The following is an 18,660-nucleotide window of genomic DNA, read 5'->3' on the forward strand; positions in this document are numbered from 1 at the left end:
CGTGCGGCAGCATGCGCGACGGACCGAGCGCCTTGACGCGGCCGTCCTCGCGCAGGGCGGCTGCTGCTTCTGGTGCGGCCAGGAGTTCGGGCGGCTCGTGGCGCCGACCGTGGACCACGTGGTGCCGCGGGCCAAGGGCGGACCGTCGTGGGCGGAGAACGAGGTGGCCGCGTGCCGGCGGTGCAACGCCGAGCGGGGCCAGCGCTCCCCGGTGGAGTGGCTGGAGGAGTGCGTGCGCCGCGGCTGGCCCGCGGACCCCACCGCGCTGGGCGCCGTGCTCGACCGCCTGGACGCCGCGATCGACGTCCACGGAGGGCAGCGGCGCGCGCGGCCCTACCTGCGGTCCCAGCGACGGCGGCTGCAACGGTCGGGCTGAGCGGTTACGACGCCGGGCGGCCGGTGACGGCGACGTGCCGGCGCCGGAGCACGTCGAGGTGCTCGGTCGACCTGGGCAGGCGCACCGACTCGCCGTCGTGACGGACCAGCTCGACGACGTTCTCACCCCACCGGCTGTAGAGGCGGACCTCGCCGATCTCCTCCCAGCGGTAGGTGCGCTGTCGCATCTCCCGGTGGTGCACGCCGACGTCGTCGACGAGGACGCGGGCGCGCAGCTCGTACAGCGCCTGGACGGAGAAGGTGCCCACGAGAATGGTGCGGACCACCGCGAGGACGACGTCCCCCGTGGTCTCGACGTCGCCTGTGCTCAGGTCGAGGGCCACCATCACGAGGTTGGCAGCCGCGAGGACGGCCGCGAGGATGCCGAGCCAGCGGCGCCCCACGGACCAGGACTCCTCCGTCGTCGTCGGACTCACGACTCCAGCATGTCAGGCGAGGAGGGCGTCGAAGCAGGAACCGCCGTCGCCGGTGCTGGCGGATGGTCCGCCGTCGTCTCCACCGGCACGCGAGCGCCGTCGTCCACCGTCAGACGACCCGCTGTCGACTCGCGCCGCGGCGCCTCTCGTCCCGGGCCCGGGCGACGAGGTCCGGTGCTGCGGCCGCCCACGTCGGGTAGCGGAAGGTGAACCCGGCGTCCGCGAGCCGCCCGGGGACGACGCGCCGGCTCTTGAGGAGCAGCTCGGTGTCGGTCCGCAGGGCGAGGGCGCCGACCTCGGCCATGAGCCGGGTGGCCGGCAGGCCGACCGGCCGTCCCCACGCGCGGCGCAGCACCCGCATGAAGGCGCGCTGCTGAAGCGGCTCGGGAGCGGCGAGGTTGACCGGGCCGTCGATGTCGTCGCGCTCGAGGAGGAGCTCGACGGCGCGCACGAAGTCCTCACCGTGGATCCACGACACGTACTGCCGCCCGCCGTCGACAGGTCCGCCCAGCCCGACCCTGGCCATCCACGACATGTAGTCGAAGATGCCGCCACGGTCCGGGGTCATGACCATCGCGGTGCGCAGGGCGACGCGGCGGGTCGCGGGCGTGTCGGCTTCCGCCTGCGCCTCCTCCCAGCGCCGCGCGATCCGCACGCTGTACTCCCAGTAGAGGGGGACGTCGGGCTCCTCGCCGCCGATGACGCCGGTGCTCTCGTCGTGGGGGAGGTCGCCGGGCCGGCTGCGGGCGTCGGCGTAGATGGTGGCGGTGCTCATCTGCAGCCAGACCCGCGGCGGACGCTCGGCCCGCGCGATCGCCGCGCCGACGGCGCGGGTGGAGTCGACGCGTGAGGACATCATCTGGCGCAGGTTGGCGTCGGTGTACCGGCAGCTGACCGACCGTCCGGCGAGGTTGACGACGGCGTCCGCGCCGTCGACCTCCTCCGCCCACGCGCCGAGGGTGCGTCCGTCCCACACGACGTGCCGGACACCGTCCTCGAGCTGCTCGGGCCGGCGGCTGAGGACGACGACGTCGTCACCTCGCGCGGCGAACGCTCGCCGCAGCGCTCCGCCGACCTGTCCGGTTCCTCCCGGGACCACGATCTTCACGGGGCGAGCCTAGTGATCTCGGATCGGTTCTCCACATCCCTTGCATGATCGAACGTGTGTTCGATATCATAGTCACAAGGAGGCGCCGAGGATGACACTGAGCGAGCGGGAGGACATCGATCCGGACGGCGACGCGCCGCTCGGGTCAGAGTCCGGGGCGCTCGCCGAGGCCCGGGTTGCCGAGCTCCTCAGCGAGCTCGCCGCCGACTCACCGCTCCACTCCAGCGACCTCGTCGCGCCCACCGTCCTCGAGCCGCCGGCTCATGCCGACTTCGCGACCTTCCGGCTCTCGAAGTACGCGGAGACCGAGCCCACCGACTGGGCGCGGCAAGCGGTCGGTGAGCTCGCGCCCGTGCCGCGGGCGCTGGGGGACTACCTCGAGCACCTCCCGCCCGGCCCGCGACTGGCCCAGGTCCTCGACGTCGTCGAGACCGTCGAGGACGTCGACGAGTACTCGCTCGTCGAGGTTGTCGCTGCGTACCGGCGGATGGAGTCGTGGGCGGCTGCGCGCACCGCACGAGCGGCCGCCGCTCTCAGCAGGCGGCCCGCACTCAACCCCACGTGGCCGGGCAAGGTCGCCGGGCGTGACCGCGGGGAGTGCGTCGTCGGTGAGGAGCTGTCGATGCGGCTGCGGATGAGCCGCCAGAGCGCGATGCGGATCGTCGAGACCGGCCGCGGGTTCGAGGGGCTCTTCCACCTCACCGCTGAGGCGTTGGAGGAGGGGCAGATCGACTACCCCCGTGCGCAGGCGATCGTCCGGGCGCTGGAGGACCTGCCCACCGACGTCGCGATGGCCGCCCAGTGGGAGGTCCTCGAGAAGGCTCCCGGTCGGACGCTGCGCCAGGTGCAGAGCGACCTCTCGCGCGCCGTCATCGCCGTCGACCCGGACCACGCGGACGAGCGGCACCGGCGCGCCCGGCAACGTCGCTGCGTGTACCGGCCCCAGCCCCTGCCCGACGGCATGGCCCGGGTGGTGGCGACGGTGCCGGCCGCTGACGCCGTCGCCTTCGACCTCGCCCTGGACTCCGCCGCCCGTGCCGCCAAGCACCAGGGGGACAAGCGCACCCATGACCAGCTCCGCGCCGACGCCTTCGCGCTCATGGCGCATACCGCGCTCGCCTGCGGCCACATCGGCCCGGACGCTGCCCTGCGAGTGTGCAGCTGTGGCGTCATCGCTGAGCCGGCCGACGGAGGCTCAGCATTCGACGCGGAGGACACCGCCCTCCCGCCGGGCGTCTCACCACCCGAGGTCGCGGACGCGTCCCCACCACCGCCGACGACTCCACCAGGGGAGACAGGCGAGCCACCTCCGTCGGGTCCTGCCGCTCCTGAGGCTCCAGTCGTCGTCGATCCGCCGGGTGCTCCGTCACCCGAGCCGGGCACCGCGTGTTCATCGGACCCTCCACCGCCCGAGCGAGGCCTCCGCCGCCGTCCCACCACGAGCACCTCCTCTCCGCCGTACCCCGGGCACCGGCTCCCCGGCGGGCTCCTGCCCACCGTCCGCCTGGGCTCGCTCGGCGGCCGCAAGGTCGACGTACGGATCACCGTCCCGCTCGGTGACTTCCTTCCCGCGCCGGGGGAGCAGAGCCCGCTCGAGCGGATCGTCGAGCCCGTGGCAGAGCTCGAGGGGTACGGCCCGGTCCCACCCGTCATCGCGAGAGCCCTGGCTGCCGGCGGCGTGTGGCGCAGGCTCGTCACCGACCACGGCACGGAGCAGGTGATCGACGTCGGCCGCACCCGGTACCAGCCGCCGGCCGCCATGGCCGACCTCGTCAGGGAGCGCGACCGCACCTGCACCCGGCCCGGCTGCTCTTGCGCGGCTCGCCACGCCGAGATCGACCACGAGCACGAGTGGCAGCATGGTGGCGCCACCTCGGTGGAGAACACCGGCCCGAACTGCGGACGCGACCACCGCGTCAAGACGATCGGGGCCTACACCGTCGCCCACGGCTCCGACCGCACCTACGCGTGGGCCGGTCCCACCGGCCACGGGTACCTTCGCCGGCCCGACGGCACGATCGTCACGATGCCGCGGCACACTGCCGAGGGGCTCCGGGCACTGGGGCGGCGGTCGGTACGGGAGCGCGAGGCCATCGACCCGGCGTTCGTCGACGGCGTCCTCGCCGAGATCGCCGCCGGCACCGACGTCGGCGGCAGCTGGGTGCCCGCCGGCGGGCTGCGGAGCACCCTGCTGTGGCCCGGGGTCGACGACGGGCCGTCATGGGCAGCCGACGACGAGCCGCCGTTCTGACGCACGCCCCCGAGCGGCCACGGCAAGCGGGGGTCTGGTCGAACTGGCCCCCTCGCTGCCACCATCTGTCCACTGCCCCCGGAACGACCCGAGAGACCGACGATGGCTGAGCCGGCGAGAGAGTCGAACAAGACAGATGTCAAGAAGGCCCTCGACTCCTACCAGGCCAGGCGCGGGGAGTTCCGCGTCCTCGACATCCCGGATCTTCGGTACCTCATGGTCGACGGCCATGGGGACCCCAACACCGCTCCGGACTTCACCGCCGCGGTCGAGACTCTCTACCCGGTCGCCTATGCGGTGAAGTTCGTCAGCAAGGAGCAGCTCCGCCACGACTACGTCGTCCCACCGCTCGAGGGCCTGTGGTGGGCGAGCGACATGGACGCCTTCACCTCGGCACGCGACAAGTCCCGGTGGGACTGGACGCTGCTGCTCCTCGTCCCGTCCTGGGTCCCCGCCGAGCTCGTCGACGCGACCGTCGAGCACGTCCGGACCACCAAGCGACCCGCCCGCATCGACGACCTCCGCGTCGCCACCCTTCGTGAGGGCACCTGCGTCCAGACGCTCCACGTCGGCGCATTCGACGACGAGGGCCCCGTCCTCGAGCGCCTCCACCACGAGGTCCTTCCCGCCCGGGGACTGCGTCCGGCAGGCACCCACCACGAGATCTACCTCAGCGACGTGCGCCGCGTCGCGCCCGAGCGGCAGCGCACCATCCTCCGCCAGCCCGTCACCCCCGCTTGACCTCCCCACCCTCCCGCTACCGTGGTCCCATGCGCACCATCGGTAACGTCCTGTGGCTCCTCCTCGCCGGCTGGTGGCTCGCGCTGCTCTACGTCGTCGCCGGTGTCATCGCCTGCGTCCTCATCATCACCATCCCCTTCGGCATCGCCTCCTTCCGCCTCGCGAGCTTCGTCCTGTGGCCCTTCGGCCGCCGGTCGGTCTTCCGGCGGGACGCCGGCGCCCTCGCCCTCGCCGGCAACGTCCTGTGGATCCTCCTGCTCGGCTGGGAGCTCGCCGTCGCCCACATCCTCGCGGGCCTGTTCCTGTGCGTCACCGTCGTCGGCATCCCGTTCGGCATCGCGTGCTGGAAGATGGTGCCGCTCGCCCTCCTCCCGCTCGGCCAGCGGATCGTCCCCGTCCGCGACGGCGCGGCCACCCTCGCGGCCCCCGTCGGACGGGCCTGAGCGTGCGCGTCGCCGTCATCGGCCTCGGGGACATCGCCGCCAAGGCCTACCTCCCCGTCCTCACGGCCACGCCCGGAGTCACGCCGGTCCTCGTCTCACGCCGCCACGAGACGGTCGACGCCGTGGGGGAGCGCTACCGCGTCGCGGACCGGTTCACTGACCTCGACGACGCCGTCGCCTCCGGCCTGGACGCCGCGACGGTCCACGCCCCGACGGACGCGCACGCGCAGATCGTCGAGACGCTGCTCCGCCACGACGTGCCGGTCCTCGTCGACAAGCCGATCGCGCCTTACCTCGAGACGTCCGCACGGCTCGTCGAGCTCGCCGCCGAGCGCGGTGTCTCCCTCGCCGTCGGCTTCAACCGCCGCTGGGCGCCGGCGTACCGCGCGCTCGCGGACTGGCCGGACAGGGACGTCGTCACGCTCCAGAAGCACCGGTCCCATCCCCTCGCCGACGCGCGGCGCATGGTGCTCGACGACTTCATCCACGTCCTCGACACCCTCCGCTTCCTCGTGCCGTCCACCCTCGCGGACCTCACCGTCTCCGTCCGTCACGACGACGCCGGGCGCAGCCGCCGTCTCTCGGTCCAGTTCACCGGTGAGGAGGGCCGCCTCGCCGTCGGGACGATGAGCTGGACCTCCGGCGGCTCCCACGAGCTGCTCGACGTCGTCGGGGGCGGCCGGCGCCGTCAGGTGACCGACCTCGCCGACGTCGTCGACCACGACGGCGGGGAACGGCTCGTCCGGCGCGACGGCTGGCGTCCGGCCACCGAGCTGCGCGGCTTCGACGCCATGTGCGCGGACTTCCTCGGTGCCGTGCGCGAGGGCCGCCGCCTCGACGCGAGCGACGCGCTCGTCACCCACGAGCTGTGCGAGCGGGTCGTGGAGGTGGCCTCCTCACCCCGCTGACGCCCGCCACAGGCGCGCGGGCCGACCCGTTCCCACGGGGAGGTACGCTGTCCGGCAGCAACACGTGCTCCGGGGTCGGTGCAATTCCGAGCCGGCGGTGACAGTCCGCGACCCGTGCGTCCCACGACGCCCGGTTGACCTGGTGGAACTCCAGGACCGACGGTGAAAGTCCGGATGGGAGGCAGCACGTGGCGCCGCCGTCCTCTGCCGACGGTGGCGTCATTGGTGTCCCCCTGCCCCCGGTCTGGTACCGACAGGGAAGGGGACAGGCATGCCGGACGTCTCGTGGGCGCTCGGGCGCGCGACCGAGCTCGCCGAGCGAGGGCCGCAGCACGGCGGCAACCCCCGGGTGGGATGCGTCCTCCTCGCCGCCGACGGCGCGGTGGTGTCCGAGGGCTGGCACGGCGGGGCGGGCACGGCGCACGCCGAGGCGGCCGCCCTGGCCGGCGCCGACCCGGCCCGCCTCCGCGGCGCGACCGCGGTGGTCACGCTCGAGCCCTGCCACCACAGCGGTCGGACCCCGCCGTGCTCACGGGCCCTGCACGCCGCGGGCATCGCACGTGTCGTGCACGCGGTCGGCGATCCCGACCCGGTGGCCTCCGGTGGTGCGCGGTGGCTCGCCGGCCAGGGCGTGGACGTCCTCACCGCTGAGGACGCGGGCGTGCCCGTGGACGTCACCGGCCGGGCGGCACGCGTGTCCGCCGCCTGGGTGACCGCCATGCGCCGTCGCCGGCCCTGGGTGGTCGGCAAGTCCGCGATGAGCCTGGACGGGCGGGTCGCCGCAGCGGACGGCACGTCGCGCTGGATCACCGGCGCGGCCGCCCGCACCCACGCGCACACCGTGCGGGCCGACGTCGACGCCGTCGTCGTCGGCACGGGCACCGTGCTCACCGACGACCCGGCGCTCACCGCCCGCCGTGCGGACGGCACGCTCGCCTGCCACCAGCCGCTGCGCGTCGTCGTCGGCCGGCGCGCCGTCCCGCCCGGGGCTGCGCTGCGCCAGGCGCCGGGCGACTGGCTCCACCTCCCCACGCGCGACCTCCGCGCGGCCCTCGACCAGCTCTGGGACGCAGGGGTGCGCCGGGTCCTCGTCGAGGGCGGGCCCACCCTCCTGAGCCGCGCGCTGCGCGAGCACCTGGTCGACGAGCTCCACGCGTACCTCGCCCCCGTCCTGCTCGGTGGCGGCCTGCCGGCGGTCACCGACCTCGGCGTCTCGACCCTGGCCGGCGCGCCGCGCTGGCGCCCCGTCACGACCCGGACACTGGGCGAGGACCTCCTCGTCGTCGCCCACCGACCCGAAGGAGATCTCTGATGTTCACCGGACTCGTCGAGGAGGTCGGCACCGTCACGCGGCGGACCGACCTCGGCGACGCCGCCGTCCTCACCGTCGCCGCCGACACCGTCCTCGACGGTCTGCGCCCGGGCGACTCCGTCGCCGTCGCCGGCGTGTGCCTCACGGTGACCACCCACGACGATCACGGCTTCACCGCCGACGTCATGCCCGAGACGCTCCGCCGGACCACCCTCGGCGCGCTGGCCCCCGGGCACCGCGTCAACCTCGAGCGTCCTGTCCGCCCCGACGGCCGACTCGGCGGGCACCTCGTCCAGGGCCACGTCGACGGCGTGGGGACCGTGCTCGACCGGCGCCCCGGCCCCCGCTGGACCGAGCTCGACGTCGCACTGCCGGCGAGCCTGGCCCGGTACGTCGCCGAGAAGGGCTCCGTCAGCGTCGAAGGCGTGTCCCTCACGGTCACCGGCGCCGGGGCCGACTCCTTCGGCGTCGCGCTCGTCCCCACCACCCTGGAGCGGACCACGCTCGGCGACGTCACCCCCGGGGACCGGGTGAACCTCGAGGTCGACGTCGTGGCCAAGTACGTCGAGCGGCTCCTCACCGCGGGGGTCGGCGCATGAGCACGACGGCGACGCGCCCCGGTGCGGCACCCGGCGCGTCACCGGACGACCGGGTCGAGGCCGCTCTCGGCGAGCTCCGCGCGGGGCGTCCCGTCCTCGTCGCCGACGGCCACGACCGGGAGGACGAGGTGGACGTCGTCCTGCCCGCCGCCACCGCCGAGGCCGCGTGGGTGGCCTGGACCGTCCGGTACAGCTCGGGCTACCTCTGTGCGCCGCTGCCGGCGCACCGCGCCGACAAGCTCCACCTCCCGCTCATGGTGGCCCGCTCGCAGGACCCTCGGGGGACCGCCTACACCGTGTCCGTCGACGCCGCCGACGGTGTGGGCACCGGAATCTCCGCGGCCGACCGGGCCCGGACCCTCCGCGTCCTCGCCGACCCCGCTTCCGGCCCTGCCGACCTCGTCCGGCCCGGCCACGTCCTGCCGCTGCGCGCCGTGGGCGGGGGCGTGCTCGAGCGGGGCGGGCACACCGAGGCCGCCGTGGACCTGTGCCGTCTCGCCGGCGTGGGCGAGGTCGCCGCCATCGCCGAGCTCGTCGAGGACGACGGGACGATGACCCGCCGCCCCCAGGCGGCGGCCCTCGCGCGGCGCCACGGCCTGGTGCTCCTCACCGTGGCGGATCTCGTCACCTACCGGGTCGAGCGCAGCGCCGTCCTCGGGCTCGCGGCCGGCCGCTCGGAGGACAACCACCACGACCTGCTGACGAAGCGGGCGGCCATCGGCCACCACCTGCCCGGCCCCGACCCGGCCGGCGCCCACCCCGGAGAAGCCGGGACGACCGAGGAGGAGCACGCGTGAGCGGAGCCGGAGCACCCACCATCACCCCCGACGGCACTGGCCTGCGGGTGACCGTCGTCGCCGCCCGGTGGCACACGACCGTCATGGACGGCCTCGTCGCGGGCGCCCTCCGGGCTGTCGAGGAGGCGGGCGCCACCGTGGCGCTCGAACGGGTGCCGGGCACCTTCGAGCTGCCGGTGGCCGCCGCGGCGGCCGTCCGTGGCGGCGCGGACGCCGTCGTCGCCCTCGGGGCGGTCGTCAGGGGCGAGACCCCGCACTTCGACTACGTCTGCCAGGCGGCCACCGCCGGCCTCACGGAGGTCTCGGTCCGCACGGGCGTCCCGGTCGGGTTCGGCGTGCTGACGACCGACGACGAGGCGCAGGCGCTCGACCGCGCCGGCCTGCCCGGCTCGCGGGAGGACAAAGGTGCGGAGGCGGCCCAGGCCGCGATCGCGACCGCCCTCGCCGTGCGGCGCCTCGCCGGCTGAGCCGGCGGCCCGTCACAGCAGCAACCAGCACCCCAGTGTCCCGGCGGCCCCGAGCCACACCCAGCCGGGCAGCCCGAGGGGCAGCTCGGGCGCCCGGCCGCTGAGCTCTCGCCACGCCCGGTCGACCAACGGCCACGTGCACGCGAACAGCGCGCCACCCAGGACCGGGCCCCAACCGGCGGCGAGTAGCCGGACGAGCCAGGTGAGCGCGAGCACCGCCGCGCCCGGCACGAGGGCCGCGACGACGACGAGCGTGAGCAGCATGGACACGACCTGCTGACCGCGCGACCGGTCCTCGGCCTCCGCAGCCCGCATCTCAGGGACGTTCGACATCCGGATCACTCCCCAGCAACCCAGGGGCGTGGCGAGCGCGTCGCCGACGCCCTCGTTCCACTACGACCGGCCCCGGGGAGCAGCGCTCGACGGCCGGGACCATCACCATGATGCCACCGTGCCGCCGGGTACCTCGGCAGCCCCGTCCCTGGCGCGTCGGGCGTCGTCAGCTCGTGAGGGCCACCTCCGACACCGTCTGCCCGGCCTCGTCCAGCGCGACGGTGCCTGACGCGCCGCCGACCCTCAGCTCGTAGTCACCGAGGAAGCCCGACACCCGCACGCGCCCCTCGCCGTCGGTCCGCAGCGTCGTCGCCGGCAGCCACCACTCCTCCTTGACGAGCCGCCGCAGCGCGTCGTACGCGGGCTTGGGGGTGCCGTCGCCGCGGACGAGGCCGGCCGGTGCTCCCAGCCACGCGCCGTCGTCGGTGATGCCCCAGTAGGTGATCGCCTGGACCGACGGGTGGGACAGCAGGGACCGGTAGTGCCGCACGATCTCGTCCGCCTGGCGCTCCTCGCCCTCGGGCGTCGAGGGCCAGGACGGGACCTGGTAGTCGTTGAGGTCGACGATCTCCGGCGGCATGAGGTCGCCGGAGAGCAGGGTGTTCTCGGTGAGGTGCAGGGGCAGGCCGAACCGCGCGAACCGGTCGACCATGGCGAGCATCTTCTCCTCGCCCCAGTAGCCCTGGTGCATGTGCGTCTGCAGCCCGAGGGCGTCGACCCGGACGCCCGCCTCGAGCACGTCCTCGATGAGGCGCTCGTAGTCGGAGGAGAGGTCGAAGTCGTTGAGCAGCAGGGTCGCCGACGGGTTCGTCGCACGCGCCTCCTCGAAGGCGAGCCGCACCGTGGGCACCCGCCCCTGCTCGCGACACAGGCGCGTGATGGCGTTCTCGTGCTCCTCGTTGACGAAGACCGGCATGATGACGACCTCGTTGATGGCGTCCCAGGTGTCGACGACGCCGGCGAAGTCACCGACCTCCCGCCGGATCCGGGCGCGCAGCACCTCGGCGACCTCCGCGGTCGGCAGCTCCCGCAGCCAGTCCGGCGCGAGCGTGTGCCAGGCGAGCGGGTGGCCCTTGACCGCGACGCCCCGGTCCTGGAACCACCGGGCGGTGCGGAGCAGGCGCTCGGTGTCCGGGCGACCGCGCTCGGGCTCGAAGCCCGCCCAGTAGAAGGGCAGCGTCGCGGTGTTGAAGACGTCGAGCCACAGCGCCGCGAGGTGCTCGCCCTGGTCGGGTGCGGCCCCGCCGAAGACGTTCTCGACCGGACCGGACGTCTCGCCGTTGGCGAGCGGGATGAGGTCGAACCCGATGTTGCCGAAGGCGAAGCGGTGGCGGACCTGCTCGACGGTCACGTCCGTGTCCGTCAGGGGCGCGCCGTCGGCGTCGCGGACGGTGACGGTCGCGTGGGCGGTCCGGTGCGCCATGGAGGTGTCGACAGGGGTGGGGGCAGAGGGCGTCATCGCGGTCTTTTCCGGGTCGGGGCAGGACATGGCCGACGCTACCTCCTCGTCAGGCGTCGCGAATCCCTTCCGCTCGGCCCGCCGACGGCGGATCATTGACGCCATGACGATCGAGGTGCGCCCCGCCGTCGACTTCGAGGACGTCGCGGCGGTGGTCGGCCCGAAGCGGCCGGACGCGAACGTGTGCTGGTGCCTGAGCTACCGCCTGCCCTCCAAGGAGCACCTGTCCTTGCGTGGCCCGGCCCGGGGGGAGCGGGTGCGTGGGCTCGTCGCCGAGGAGCCCCCGCCCGGGGTGCTGGCCTACGACGGCGACGACGTCGTGGGCTGGGCCGCCGTCCACCCCCGCGCGGACACGAGCTTCGCCCGCAACCGGAGGATCCCGCACGTCGACGACCTGCCCGCCTGGTCGCTGTGGTGCGTGCGGGTACGCCCGGGGCACCGCGGCCAGGGCATCGTCCACCACCTCGTCGCCGGCGCCGTCGAGCTCGCGCGCTCCTGCGGCGCGCCCGTCGTGGAGGCCTACCCCGTCGACAACGACGGCGCGAAGGTCGACCTCACGATGGCCTACGTCGGTACTCGCGCCGTCTTCGAGCGCGCCGGCTTCGTCAAGGTCGCCGACACGACGTCGGTCCTCAATGGGTTCCCCCGCGTCCTCATGCGCCGCGACCTGCGCTGAACCCCGGCGGCCCCTGGAGCGTGGCCCGCACCGCCTCGAGCCGCGCGACCGCGTCCTCGAGCAGCGCCTCGTCCGTGCCCCTGACGACGACGTTCGTGCCGCGCAGGTCCCCGTCCGTGAAGGGGTAGGACCCGACGGTCAGCTGGGGCAGCTCGCCGGCGAGCTGCCGAAGCTGGGCGGCGACGCGCCCCTCGCCGACGTCGAAGCGCACCTCGCGCGACCGGATGGGCACACCCGCGGCGAGGGTGGGCAGGAGCGCGTCGAGCATGGCGACGAAGATGCTCGGCACGCCGGCCATGACGTGGACGTTGCCGATGCTGAAGCCCGGCGCACCGGAGACCCCGTTGACGATGAGGGTCGCGCCGTCGGGGATGCGGGCCATGCGCAGCTGGTCGGCGGTGGGGGTCGCCCCGCGGCCGGCGAGGGCCTCCTCGAGGAGGGCGCGGGCGTCGGCGCGGACGTCGATGCCCACCCCGAAGGCCGCAGCGACGGCGTCGGCAGTGATGTCGTCGTGGGTGGGGCCGATCCCACCGGAGGTGAAGACGTGGGTGTAGCGCTCCCGCAGCGCGTTGAGCGCCGCGACGATGACCTCGTGGTCGTCCGGGACGACCCGGATCTCCGCGAGGTCGATGCCCACGCGCGTGAGCTCGCCGGCCAGGTGGTGGGCGTTGGCCTCCCGGGTGCGCCCGGAGAGGATCTCGTCGCCGATGACGAGGACGGCGGCAGTGGGGTTGGGCATGTGCACAGCGTGCCGCCGTCCCGGCACCTCGCACAATCGCAGAGCACGACCGGCGGCTACGCTGCCGGGCAGCGGGAGACCGACCGCCCGCCCGAAGGGAGCCCTCCGTGCCGATCGACCTCAACGCCGACGTCGGGGAGTCCTTCGGCGCGTGGACCATGGGCGACGACGCCGCCATCCTCCGCGTCGTCACGAGCGCCAACGTCGCCTGCGGCTTCCACGCGGGGGACCCGCGCACCGCCCGCCGCACCTGCGCCCTCGCCGCCGAGGCGGACGTGGCCGTCGGCGCACACGTCTCCTACCGCGACCTCGCCGGCTTCGGGCGCCGCTTCCTCGACGTCGACCCGGCCGAGCTCGTCGACGAGGTCGTCTACCAGGTGGGGGCCCTCCAGGCGCTGGCCGCGGCCGCGGGCACCGAGGTCCGGTACGTCAAGCCGCACGGCGCGCTGTACAACACGATCGTCCACCACCGCGCGCAGGCCCGCGCCGTCGCCACGGCCGTCCGCACCGTCGACCCCGGCCTGCCGGTCCTCGTGCTGCCGGGGTCGGTGATCGAGGAGGAGGCGCGGGCCGCGGGGCTGCGTCCCGTCGTCGAGGCCTTCGCCGACCGCGCCTACCTGCCCGACGGCACCCTCGTCCCGCGCTCCCAGGCCGGCGCCGTCGTCACCGACCCGCAGGAGGTGGCCGGCCGGGTGGTCCGGATGGCCACCGAGGGGACCGTCACGGCGGTGGACGGCACGACCGTGGCCGTGCGGCCCGAGAGCGTGTGCGTCCACGGTGACACCCCCGGCGCCGTGGCTCTCGCCACGGCGGTGCGCGCCGCGCTCGACGCCGCCGGCGTCCCGGTGGCCGGCTTCCGGTGACCGGCCGCGAGGTCCGCCCGGTGGGGGAGCGGGCGCTGCTCGTCGGCTGCGCCGACCTCGCCGAGGTGCTCGGCCTGCACGCCGCGCTCTCCGCGTCCCCGCTGCCGGGCCAGGCCGAGGTGCTCGCCGCCGCCCGCACCGTCCTCGTCCGCGCCACCGACCGGCCCGCCCGGGACCGGCTCGCCCCCGTCCTGCGTGACCTCCCGGCGCCGCCGGTGCCCCCGGCGGCGGGGGACGTCGTCGTCATCGACACCGTGTACGACGGCGCGGACCTCACCGCCGTGGCCGAGCACACCGGGCTGAGCGTCCAGGGCGTCGTCGGGGCGCACTCGGGGGAGGAGTGGACGGCGGCCTTCGGGGGCTTCGCGCCCGGGTTCGCCTACCTCGTGGGGCCGACGACTCTGGCCGTGCCGCGGCGGGCGAGCCCGCGCACCGCCGTCCCGGCCGGGTCCGTCGCCCTCGCGGGTACCTTCTCGGCCGTCTACCCCCGCTCCTCACCGGGCGGCTGGCAGCTCATCGGCCGCACCGACGCGCCCATGTGGGACCTCGACCGGCGGCCGCCGGCACTGCTGCGGCCCGGTGACAGGGTCCGGTTCCGGCCCGTGCGGGAGCGCGTGACGACGTCCGGCCCGGCCGAGGCACCGGGACGTCACGGACCCGCGGGTGCGCACTCCGGACCGGCAGCGCCCACCGGCGGCGCCGGGGAGTCCGCCGCGCCGGGCACGGGCGCCGCCACCGTGACCGGCTCCGCCCTCACCGTGCTCGCCGCCGGTGCGCAGAGCCTCCTGCAGGACCTCGGCCGCGCCGGGCTGCTCGACCTCGGCGTCAGCCCCTCCGGCGCCGCCGACCGCGGCTCCGCACGCCAGGCCAACCGCCTGGTCGGCAACGACGGCGGCGCGGCCGTCGTCGAGACCGTCCTCGGCGGCCTGGAGCTGCGCGCGACCCGTCACCAGGTCCTCGCCGTCTCCGGCGCCCAGGTCCCGCTCACGATCCTCCACGTCGACGAGGAGCTCACCCACCCGCCGACCGACGCGCCGTTCCTGCTGCCCGACGGGCACGTCCTGCGGCTGGGCCACCCGTCGGCGGGACTGCGCGCGTACGTCGCCGTCCGCGGGGGCGTCACCGTGCCCGAGGTGCTCGGCAGCCGTTCCACCGACCTGCTCTCCGGCGTCGGCCCGCCGCCGCTCGCCGCCGGCACCGTGCTGCCCGTCGGCCCACCGCCCGGACGCGCCGTCGGGCAGCCCGAACCTGCCCGCGTGCGGGTGACCGAGGAGCTGGCCGTCGGCGTCGTCCTCGGGCCGCGGGCCGACCGGGTGACGCCCGAGTCCCTCGAGCGCCTGCTCGGCCAGGCCTGGACGGTCACCGACCGGTCCAACCGGGTGGGTCTGCGCCTCGACGGCGCGCCCCTCGAGCGCGCCGACGACGCCGAGCTGGACAGCGAGGGCACCGTCGCCGGAGCGGTGCAGCTGCCCTCCGACGGTCGCCCCGTCGTCTTCCTCGCGGACCACCCGGTGACCGGCGGGTACCCCGTCCTCGCCGTCGTCCGGGACGCCGACCTCGACACCCTGGCGCAGGCCCGCCCCGGGGACCGGCTACGCTTCCGGGACGCCGTGCTGCCTTGCGAGGACGCGGCGCAGACGTAGGTTGTGTGAAGAGGCACCGTCAGCACACGGGGGGTAGGACAACGCATGGGCGACGCCGAGATGACCATCGACACCGACGAGCAGGAGCGTTCGGCGCCGACCTCGGTGCCCTCGCGCAAGGCTCCGGACCAGCAGAGCCCGCTGCGCCGGAGCAGCGACGACCCCACCCTCGGCGACGGCCGCAAGCCGCCCACGACCTTCGCCTGGGCCCCCACGCCCACCCTCACCGACCGGCGGGTGCTCGAGTCGCCCGCGTTCGTCGTCGTCGACGACGTCGCCAGCCGCGAGGCCGCCGGAGCGCGTGTGGCCGAGGGGCTCGAGCGACTCGGACGCCCGGTCGAGCGCATGACGGCGGACGGCACCCGTCCTCGCAGCACGCGCCCGTCCGGACCGCTCCACCACCCGCTCGTCGTCCACGTCGGCTCGGCCAGTGCGCTGCACGGGCCGGCCGGCGACACCGTGGCGCGCACGGTGAGCACCTACCGTCCCGGCGCGACGATCGTCTTCACACCCGGCCTGCAGGGCGAGCCGTCCGCCGGGGCCGAGGAGCTGCGGTCCCGCGTCGAGGCGATGGTCGCCACGGCCGACGTCGTCATCGCCACCACCGGTGACCTCGAGCTGCTCTACCCCGGCGAGGCGCGGGAGAACGTCCTGCGCCGGTGGGTCGGGTCGGGACCGGGCATCGTCATCGTCTCCGCGGCCGGGGAGGGCGCGTGGGCCGCCAACGCCGTCGGCGTGACGGCCACCGTGAGCGGGCGGGGCGCGGCCGACGCGGGGGACGCCTTCGTCGCCGGTGTGATCGACGCGCTGTGGAAGGCCGGCCTCCTGGGCGTCGCCAACCGCGCGGACCTGCGCACCCTGGTGTGGGGCACGCTGCACGAGCTCGTCGAGAACGCCGCCGTCGCCGCCTCGGTCGCCGCCCGCTCCGACGGCCTCGCGCCCACCCGCGAGGAGCTCGACGCCGCCCGCGGCATCCCCCGCCTGGGCCGGTAGCCCCGCCGGGACGCGCGACGCAAGCGCCGGGGGCAGGGGGCGCCCGAGGGTGACGGATCTCTAGCGCCGGCCCGCGGACGCTGGCCGTAGGCTGGAGCGGACATGCAGTGCTCCTACTTCGACGCCGCCCGCTGCGGCTCGTGCACCCTCATGGGGCGCCCCTACGCCGAGCAGCTCGCCGGCAAGCAGGAGCACGTGCGCACCCTGCTCGCCGCGCACCGCGAGCTGCGCTGGCTCGAGCCGCTCGCCAGCGGCGAGGACGGCTACCGGAACAAGGCGAAGATGGTCGTCGGGGGCAGCGTCGGCGCACCGACGCTCGGCATCCTCGACGCCGAGGGCCGCGGCACCGACCTGCGCGCCTGCGGCATCATCGCCCCGGGCATCCGCGCCGCCTTCGAGCCGCTCACCCGGTTCATCACGACGGCGGGACTCACCCCCTACGACGTGCCCAGCCGGCGCGGGGAGCTGAAGAACCTCGTCGTCACCGAGTCACCCGACGGTGAGCTCATGGTGCGCCTCGTGCTGCGCTCCTCCGAGGCGCTGCCGCGGGTCCGCAAGCACCTGCCGGGGCTGCGCGAGGCACTGCCGCGGCTCGCCGTCGCCTCCGTCAACCTCCTGCCCGAGCACAAGGCCGTGGTCGAGGGGGAGGAGGAGGTCCTCCTCACCGAGCAGCAGACCCTGACGATGCGCCTGGGGGAGGTGGACCTCCACCTGCGCCCGCAGGGCTTCTTCCAGACGAACACCGCCGTCGCGGCGGCCCTCTACGCCCAGGCCAGCCGGTGGGTGGAGGAGGTCTCGCCGTCCTCGGTGTGGGACCTGTACTGCGGGGTCGGCGGCTTCGCCCTCCACTGCGCCGCACCGGGACGCGAGGTCGTGGGCATCGAGACGAGCGAGGCGGCCGTCGCCGCCGCCGAGCGCAGCCGGCTCGACGCCGGGCTCGACTCCCTGCGCTTCCTCGCCGGGGACGCGACCGCCTTCGCGCTCTCCGCGCCCCGGTCTCCCGAGCTCGTCATCGTCAACCCGCCGCGGCGCGGCATCGGCGCCACGCTCGCGGGCTGGCTCGAGGAGTCCGGGGTGCGCCACGTCCTCTACTCCAGCTGCAACGCGACCTCACTCGCCCGCGACCTCACCGCCATGCCCTCGCTCGTGCCCGTCCAGGGCCAGGTGCTCGACATGTTCCCGCAGACGCCGCACGCGGAGGTGCTCGTCCGGCTCGAGCGCCGCTGAGGCCTCCCGCTGCCGCCCGCCGCCTGCCGTGGCAGGCTCGGGGCGACGGAGGGAGCGGGGATGGACGGACCGGACCGGCGGCGCTCGGCCTGGGTCGCGGCGCTCATCGGCGTGGGTGTCATGGCGGCCGTCGACGAGATCGTCTTCCACCAGATCCTCGCCTGGCACCACTTCTACGACCGCTCCACCCCGCAGGTCGGGCTCATGGCCGACGGCCTGCTCCACGCCGCCGAGCTCGTCATGCTCGTCGCCGGGATCTTCCTCGTGGCCGACCTCGCCCGGCGCCGCGCGCTGCACCACGGCGCCGTCGCCGCGGGCCTCCTCCTCGGCGCGGGCGGCTTCCAGCTCTTCGACGGTGTCGTCGTCCACAAGGTGCTGCGGCTCCACCAGGTGCGCTACGACGTCGACCTCCTCGCCTACGACGTCGCGTGGCTCGCCTCCGGGGCCCTGCTCGCCCTGGCCGGGATGCTCCTGCTCCTGCGCACCCGGCGCGCATGAGTCCCTGGCTGCCCGGCGCCCTCGCCGCCGTCGTCCTGGTCGGCGGCTACCTCACGCTCCTCGCGCGCCGGCCGGCCGGCCTGCCTCCGTGGCCGGCGTGGCGCACCGCCGCCTGGGTGGCCGGTGCGCTCACCGCCGCGGCCGCACTGGCGCCGCCGCTCACGGAGGCGGCGGGCGGCGACCACCGCGCCCACATGGCCCAGCACCTGCTCCTCGGCATGTACGCGCCGCTGGGGCTGGTGGCCGCGGCGCCCGTCCGGCTCGCCCTCGGCTCCCTGCCGACGCGCGGTGCACGCCGGCTCTCGGGCCTGCTGCGCAGCCGCCTGCTCCAGGTGCTCTCCCACCCGGTGGTCGCGGCGGTCCTCAACGTCGGCGGGATGGTCCTCCTCTACCTCACCCCGCTCCACGAACGCGCGGCCGCGAGCCCCGCCCTCACCGCCGTCGTCCTGGCGCACTTCCTCCTCGCCGGCTGGCTCTACACGTGGTCGGTCGCCGGACCTGACCCCGCCCCGCACCGGCCCGGGCTGCCGGTGCGGCTGGGCGTCCTCGTCGTCGCCGCCGGCGCCCACGCCTACCTCGCCAAGACGCTCTACGCGCGGGCGGTGGAGGGCCACCACGGGACGGCGCACGCGGAGGCCGGCGCCCAGCTCATGTACTACGGGGGCGACGGCGCCGAGCTGCTCCTCGCCGTCATGCTCCTCGCCGGCTGGTACCGACGCGCGCGGCCGCGTGCGTCCAGCCCGGGTACGCGGGTGGCCGAGGCCTGAGCCGTCCGACGCGCGTCCCCAGGT

General features: G+C 75.2%; 20 protein-coding genes, 1 pseudogene and 1 riboswitch. Of the genes and pseudogenes, 16 read left to right on the plus strand and 5 right to left on the minus strand.

What is annotated here, in order from left to right; all coding sequences use genetic code 11:
- The first annotated feature begins 1 nt into the window (after position 1).
- Positions 2 to 376 (plus strand): HNH endonuclease, encoded by a 375-nt coding sequence (locus tag DSZ44_RS03360; protein WP_110851133.1) that lies wholly within the window; start codon positions 2 to 4, stop codon positions 374 to 376.
- Positions 377 to 380: 4 nt separating this feature from the next.
- Here the strand turns inward: DSZ44_RS03360 and DSZ44_RS03365 are convergent, their stop codons facing one another.
- Both DSZ44_RS03365 and DSZ44_RS03370 read right to left on the minus strand, forming a co-directional pair.
- Complete coding sequence (locus tag DSZ44_RS03365; protein WP_146237464.1) at positions 381 to 812, minus strand: hypothetical protein; 432 nt, start codon at positions 810 to 812, stop codon at positions 381 to 383.
- A 109-nt stretch (positions 813 to 921) separates the two neighbouring features.
- The gene (locus DSZ44_RS03370; protein WP_110851135.1) at positions 922 to 1,920 is read right to left on the minus strand and encodes a TIGR01777 family oxidoreductase; all 999 of its coding nucleotides are present in this window, start codon (positions 1,918 to 1,920) and stop codon (positions 922 to 924) included.
- A gap of 91 nt (positions 1,921 to 2,011) precedes the next feature.
- On the opposite strand from DSZ44_RS03370, the gene DSZ44_RS03375 reads away from it, so the two are divergent.
- The 8 genes and pseudogenes from DSZ44_RS03375 (at position 2,012) to ribH (ending at position 9,438) form a co-directional block, all read left to right on the plus strand.
- Complete coding sequence (locus DSZ44_RS03375; protein ID WP_110851136.1) at positions 2,012 to 4,171, plus strand: HNH endonuclease signature motif containing protein; 2,160 nt, start codon at positions 2,012 to 2,014, stop codon at positions 4,169 to 4,171.
- 102 nt (positions 4,172 to 4,273) lie between these two features.
- On the plus strand, positions 4,274 to 4,912 hold the full coding sequence (locus tag DSZ44_RS03380; protein WP_110851137.1) for a GyrI-like domain-containing protein: 639 nt from the start codon (positions 4,274 to 4,276) through the stop codon (positions 4,910 to 4,912).
- 29 nt (positions 4,913 to 4,941) lie between these two features.
- Positions 4,942 to 5,355, plus strand: coding sequence for a YccF domain-containing protein (locus DSZ44_RS03385; RefSeq protein ID WP_110851138.1), 414 nt, complete (start codon positions 4,942 to 4,944; stop codon positions 5,353 to 5,355).
- Positions 5,356 to 5,357: 2 nt separating this feature from the next.
- Positions 5,358 to 6,263: a Gfo/Idh/MocA family protein gene (locus tag DSZ44_RS03390; RefSeq protein ID WP_110851139.1), complete on the plus strand. Its 906-nt coding sequence runs from the start codon at positions 5,358 to 5,360 to the stop codon at positions 6,261 to 6,263.
- A 60-nt stretch (positions 6,264 to 6,323) separates the two neighbouring features.
- Positions 6,324 to 6,455: riboswitch (FMN riboswitch) on the plus strand.
- A 79-nt stretch (positions 6,456 to 6,534) separates the two neighbouring features.
- A complete protein-coding gene (gene ribD / locus DSZ44_RS03395; RefSeq protein WP_110851140.1) occupies positions 6,535 to 7,575 on the plus strand; it encodes a bifunctional diaminohydroxyphosphoribosylaminopyrimidine deaminase/5-amino-6-(5-phosphoribosylamino)uracil reductase RibD in 1,041 nt (346 codons plus the stop codon).
- Complete coding sequence (locus DSZ44_RS03400; protein WP_110851141.1) at positions 7,575 to 8,174, plus strand: riboflavin synthase; 600 nt, start codon at positions 7,575 to 7,577, stop codon at positions 8,172 to 8,174. The genes ribD and DSZ44_RS03400 overlap by 1 nt, the downstream gene beginning before the upstream one ends.
- A pseudogene (gene ribB, locus DSZ44_RS03405) lies at positions 8,171 to 8,809 on the plus strand (3,4-dihydroxy-2-butanone-4-phosphate synthase); the annotation flags it as partial. The gene DSZ44_RS03400 and the pseudogene ribB, both read left to right, overlap by 4 nt.
- 158 nt (positions 8,810 to 8,967) lie before the next feature.
- Positions 8,968 to 9,438, plus strand: coding sequence for a 6,7-dimethyl-8-ribityllumazine synthase (ribH, locus tag DSZ44_RS03410; RefSeq protein ID WP_110851143.1), 471 nt, complete (start codon positions 8,968 to 8,970; stop codon positions 9,436 to 9,438).
- A gap of 12 nt (positions 9,439 to 9,450) precedes the next feature.
- Here the strand turns inward: ribH and DSZ44_RS03415 are convergent, their stop codons facing one another.
- Positions 9,451 to 9,771 (minus strand): hypothetical protein, encoded by a 321-nt coding sequence (locus DSZ44_RS03415; protein ID WP_110851144.1) that lies wholly within the window; start codon positions 9,769 to 9,771, stop codon positions 9,451 to 9,453.
- A gap of 166 nt (positions 9,772 to 9,937) precedes the next feature.
- Positions 9,938 to 11,230, minus strand: a complete 1,293-nt coding sequence (locus DSZ44_RS03420; RefSeq protein WP_220035068.1) for an endo-1,4-beta-xylanase — start codon at positions 11,228 to 11,230, stop codon at positions 9,938 to 9,940.
- A 103-nt stretch (positions 11,231 to 11,333) separates the two neighbouring features.
- On the opposite strand from DSZ44_RS03420, the gene DSZ44_RS03425 reads away from it, so the two are divergent.
- Positions 11,334 to 11,906, plus strand: a complete 573-nt coding sequence (locus DSZ44_RS03425) for a GNAT family N-acetyltransferase (RefSeq protein WP_110851146.1) — start codon at positions 11,334 to 11,336, stop codon at positions 11,904 to 11,906.
- Here the strand turns inward: DSZ44_RS03425 and DSZ44_RS03430 are convergent.
- The gene (locus DSZ44_RS03430) at positions 11,884 to 12,645 is read right to left on the minus strand and encodes a competence/damage-inducible protein A (RefSeq protein ID WP_110851147.1); all 762 of its coding nucleotides are present in this window, start codon (positions 12,643 to 12,645) and stop codon (positions 11,884 to 11,886) included. The genes DSZ44_RS03425 and DSZ44_RS03430 overlap by 23 nt on opposite strands.
- Before the next feature lie 158 nt (positions 12,646 to 12,803).
- On the opposite strand from DSZ44_RS03430, the gene DSZ44_RS03435 reads away from it, so the two are divergent.
- From DSZ44_RS03435 to DSZ44_RS03460, 6 genes are all read left to right on the plus strand, one after another.
- Positions 12,804 to 13,508, plus strand: a complete 705-nt coding sequence (locus DSZ44_RS03435) for a LamB/YcsF family protein (protein ID WP_373681223.1) — start codon at positions 12,804 to 12,806, stop codon at positions 13,506 to 13,508.
- Complete coding sequence (locus DSZ44_RS03440; RefSeq protein WP_110851149.1) at positions 13,505 to 15,151, plus strand: 5-oxoprolinase subunit B/C family protein; 1,647 nt, start codon at positions 13,505 to 13,507, stop codon at positions 15,149 to 15,151. Before DSZ44_RS03435 ends, DSZ44_RS03440 begins: the two co-directional genes overlap by 4 nt.
- A 45-nt stretch (positions 15,152 to 15,196) precedes the next feature.
- Entirely contained in the window at positions 15,197 to 16,144 is a 948-nt protein-coding gene (locus DSZ44_RS03445) for a carbohydrate kinase family protein (protein WP_110851150.1), read from the plus strand.
- A gap of 102 nt (positions 16,145 to 16,246) precedes the next feature.
- Entirely contained in the window at positions 16,247 to 17,371 is a 1,125-nt protein-coding gene (gene rlmC / locus DSZ44_RS03450) for a 23S rRNA (uracil(747)-C(5))-methyltransferase RlmC (RefSeq protein WP_110851151.1), read from the plus strand.
- A gap of 60 nt (positions 17,372 to 17,431) precedes the next feature.
- Positions 17,432 to 17,869: a DUF2243 domain-containing protein gene (locus DSZ44_RS03455; RefSeq protein WP_110851152.1), complete on the plus strand. Its 438-nt coding sequence runs from the start codon at positions 17,432 to 17,434 to the stop codon at positions 17,867 to 17,869.
- The gene (locus DSZ44_RS03460) at positions 17,866 to 18,636 is read left to right on the plus strand and encodes a cytochrome c oxidase assembly protein (RefSeq protein ID WP_110851153.1); all 771 of its coding nucleotides are present in this window, start codon (positions 17,866 to 17,868) and stop codon (positions 18,634 to 18,636) included. Before DSZ44_RS03455 ends, DSZ44_RS03460 begins: the two co-directional genes overlap by 4 nt.
- The last annotated feature ends 24 nt before the right edge of the window (positions 18,637 to 18,660 follow it).

It is taken from the genome of Georgenia satyanarayanai (assembly GCF_900116375.1).
GTDB classification, from domain to species: Bacteria; Actinomycetota; Actinomycetes; order Actinomycetales; family Actinomycetaceae; genus Oceanitalea; species Oceanitalea nanhaiensis.

Bases quoted from the DNA above. Each gene is read 5' to 3' on its own strand.
- DSZ44_RS03375 (WP_110851136.1), top strand. From the start codon at position 2,012: ATGACACTGAGCGAGCGGGAGGACATCGATCCGGACGGCGACGCGCCG.
- DSZ44_RS03380 (WP_110851137.1), top strand. From the start codon at position 4,274: ATGGCTGAGCCGGCGAGAGAGTCGAACAAGACAGATGTCAAGAAGGCC.
- DSZ44_RS03385 (WP_110851138.1), top strand. From the start codon at position 4,942: ATGCGCACCATCGGTAACGTCCTGTGGCTCCTCCTCGCCGGCTGGTGG.
- ribD (WP_110851140.1), top strand. From the start codon at position 6,535: ATGCCGGACGTCTCGTGGGCGCTCGGGCGCGCGACCGAGCTCGCCGAG.
- DSZ44_RS03400 (WP_110851141.1), top strand. From the start codon at position 7,575: ATGTTCACCGGACTCGTCGAGGAGGTCGGCACCGTCACGCGGCGGACC.
- DSZ44_RS03415 (WP_110851144.1), bottom strand. From the start codon at position 9,771: ATGTCGAACGTCCCTGAGATGCGGGCTGCGGAGGCCGAGGACCGGTCG.
- DSZ44_RS03420 (WP_220035068.1), bottom strand. From the start codon at position 11,230: ATGACGCCCTCTGCCCCCACCCCTGTCGACACCTCCATGGCGCACCGG.
- DSZ44_RS03425 (WP_110851146.1), top strand. From the start codon at position 11,334: ATGACGATCGAGGTGCGCCCCGCCGTCGACTTCGAGGACGTCGCGGCG.
- DSZ44_RS03430 (WP_110851147.1), bottom strand. From the start codon at position 12,645: ATGCCCAACCCCACTGCCGCCGTCCTCGTCATCGGCGACGAGATCCTC.
- DSZ44_RS03435 (WP_373681223.1), top strand. From the start codon at position 12,804: ATGGGCGACGACGCCGCCATCCTCCGCGTCGTCACGAGCGCCAACGTC.
- DSZ44_RS03445 (WP_110851150.1), top strand. From the start codon at position 15,197: ATGGGCGACGCCGAGATGACCATCGACACCGACGAGCAGGAGCGTTCG.
- rlmC (WP_110851151.1), top strand. From the start codon at position 16,247: ATGCAGTGCTCCTACTTCGACGCCGCCCGCTGCGGCTCGTGCACCCTC.
- DSZ44_RS03455 (WP_110851152.1), top strand. From the start codon at position 17,432: ATGGACGGACCGGACCGGCGGCGCTCGGCCTGGGTCGCGGCGCTCATC.
- DSZ44_RS03460 (WP_110851153.1), top strand. From the start codon at position 17,866: ATGAGTCCCTGGCTGCCCGGCGCCCTCGCCGCCGTCGTCCTGGTCGGC.